Source organism: Mucilaginibacter sp. (assembly GCF_039935595.1).
Taxonomy (GTDB): Bacteria; Bacteroidota; Bacteroidia; order Sphingobacteriales; family Sphingobacteriaceae; genus Mucilaginibacter.
On record NZ_JBDTJZ010000204.1, the window covers coordinates 1 to 2,788 of the forward strand.

Sequence of the window (2,788 nt, forward strand, 5' to 3'; positions counted from 1 at the left end):
AAACTAACAAAAAAGATAGTACAATATTATCCTGTTCAAACAAATTAGGTTAACTAAGCGTAACATCGGCCAACTGCCCGGTTAAAGCAATAAAGGCTTTTTGTTTGTTTATGTTATCTTGCTGCGCGATAATGCTTTGCAAATTAACCCGGCCTATAACAAACTTTGAGGTGCCTGAATAATATCGTTCCTGTATATGTATAAAGTTAAGGGCTTCTACCAGGCTTTCATCGGTATAGCGCAGGTAAACGTTAAGCTCTACATTATTGGTGAAGTTTAATCCTTTGCTCTCTCGGGCTTTTTTATACTCATATTGATAATCATATCGCAAAGCCGCGATGTCTGACAATACTGCCGAGCCGGTAGGATGGCCCCCGGCACCTTTACCAAAAAAGAATTGCTGATCGGCAAAAGCTGCCTGTACAATTACACCGTTATATTCGTATTCTACATTGTATAAAAACTCCGCTTCGGTTACAAGCTTGGGCAATACAAATAGGGTTACATGACCCTCGTCCAATTCTTTGGCAACAGGTACTAACTTTACCTTCAGGTTTTTTTCTTTGGTATATTGAAGATCAAACGGTGCCAAATTTTGTATACCAATGTTTAATACCTCATCCGGATCAACAATAACGCCATAAGCGTGGGCACAAGCAATGATCAGCTTAAATTTCGAATCATAACCGCCAACATCACTAATAGGGTCTGTTTCAGCAAAGCCGAGGTCCTGCGCCAGTTTTAGCGCAGCATCATAGCTCATGTTCTCAATATATCCCTTAGATAGAATATAGTTGGATGATCCATTAAATATTCCGCTTATAGAGTGTAGCAACTCATTATCATAATACTCCTCCAGGTTACGGATAATAGGAATACTGCCACATACCGCACCTTCATACAATAAGGAAGTGCCGTGCTTATGCTGCAGTTCAATTAACTCCTCCAAATGCAGGGCTATCATTTTTTTGCTGGCCGACACCACATTTTTACCTGAACTTAACGCTCTTGATACGATCTCGAAGGCCGCTTCGGTATCATTAATTAGTTCAACAATGGTATTAATTTCGGGATTATTTAATAGTTCGTCCTTATCGGTAGTAAATAACTCTGCGGGCAGACTACGCTCTTTATCCGGATTTTTTATGGCGATCTTTACTATTTCGAGGTTAAGGTGCTTGGTTCTGATAATATCATACAACCCCTGGCCAACCACACCGAAGCCAAACAGGCCAATATTTAATTTTTTACTCATCAGGCTATTTGTTGTAATTGGATGATTTTTCCTTTAACATCCGTTTTTAAAAATGAAGTGATTATGTTAGTTAATGCTTCCGTCTCAATTAAAAAACCATCGTGCCCATAAAATGAATCAAACTCGGCGAATGAAGATTTAGGGATATGCCTGAACAAGTATTGCTGTTCCTCAATAGGGAACAATAGATCAGATTTTATACCGATAACCAGTGTACGCGCTTTTATTAAACCCAGGGCCTTTTCCACACCATTGCGGTTGCGTCCCACGTTATGCGAGTCCATACTTTTGCTCAGGTGCCAGTAACTATAGGCATTAAAGCGGTTAACCAGCTTATCGCCCTGGTAGCATTGGTAGCTTGCCGCACGAAAGTTATCAGTTATACTGTCATTATCTTCCTGCTGACTGATGTGATAGGTTTTATAACCACGGTACGATAACAGGGCTATGCTGCGTGCGGCCTTCAAACCCTTAGCGCCACCATCAGGCGTGCCGGCATAAAATGTACGGTCGGCAGTAATAGCCAAACGTTGCGACTCATTAAAAGCAACACCCCAGGCAGATTGACGCGCGTTGGTAGCTATAAGAATAACATTTTTTATAAAGTCAGCATCCATTATGGTCCACTCCATAGCTTGCGCACCACCCAACGAGCCGCCAATTAACACTTCAACGCTATCAATGTTAAGGTGTTTAGCCAATAATTGGTGTGCTTTAACCATATCCCTGATTGATATATTAGGGAATGATAAGTAATAAGGCTGCCCGGTTGTAGGGTTAATACTCAATGGGCTGGTAGTGCCATAGGCCGAGCCTAATACATTGGCACAAACTATAAAATAATCATCGGTATTAAAATAATCTTTTCCGCCAAAAAGGCCTTTCCACCAATCCAATACATCCGAGTTGGCAGTAAGTGCGTGGCATACCCAAACCACATTGTCGCGGTTTTTATTGAGGCGGCCGTAAGTATGAAAACCGATCTCCAGTTCGGGAAAGGTATAGCCCGATTCCAGTTCAAAAGGTTGTGAATATTTATATACTTGTGTAGTCATTAGCTTAAAGTTGGATAGATAAAACTATGGGTTAATAGGGTAGTGGTGTAAAACCAATACGCATCAAATGCAGCAACAAATAATATTGTTGAACATAATTGTTAAGCCTTTTGAGGCCAAACCATAGTTTTGCTGATGGGTGTTTGTTAATTTTTTCATATTTATTAATCTATATTTCCCGGGATATTTACCGGGCCAGGAATTGGCACCTTCTTCAAAATTGAAGGGTTGCCAGCGGGTATTTGAGCCTGATCTCTCGCCGCTTCTTTATAAATCAAAATACGCTAAGTGCGGAAGTTTGATTATTGGTACTGCTACCAAATGATGGTTCAAATATAGTTGCTTATTATTAAAAACACAAAAATTTAATTTAGCGGGCCAATTTTATGCGGTTAAAAGAAAACTACTTATACATTTGTAGTAACCTATAATAGTACACACTACAACAATGAAAATATTCTTTTACAACGCACTTTGT

2 protein-coding genes and 1 riboswitch are annotated in these 2,788 nt (G+C 39.9%); both genes read right to left on the reverse strand.

All coding sequences use genetic code 11. The annotated features are described in order from the left end of the window. Window positions 1-49: 49 nt before the first annotated feature. A complete protein-coding gene (locus ABI367_RS14320) occupies window positions 50-1,255 on the reverse strand; it encodes a homoserine dehydrogenase (RefSeq protein ID WP_462230413.1) in 1,206 nt (401 codons plus the stop codon). Continuing rightward, a complete protein-coding gene (locus tag ABI367_RS14325) occupies window positions 1,255-2,310 on the reverse strand; it encodes a homoserine O-acetyltransferase family protein (RefSeq protein ID WP_462230415.1) in 1,056 nt (351 codons plus the stop codon). The genes ABI367_RS14320 and ABI367_RS14325 overlap by 1 nt, the downstream gene beginning before the upstream one ends. A 166-nt stretch (window positions 2,311-2,476) precedes the next feature. Beyond that, window positions 2,477-2,586: riboswitch (SAM riboswitch) on the reverse strand. Window positions 2,587-2,788 lie beyond the last annotated feature (202 nt).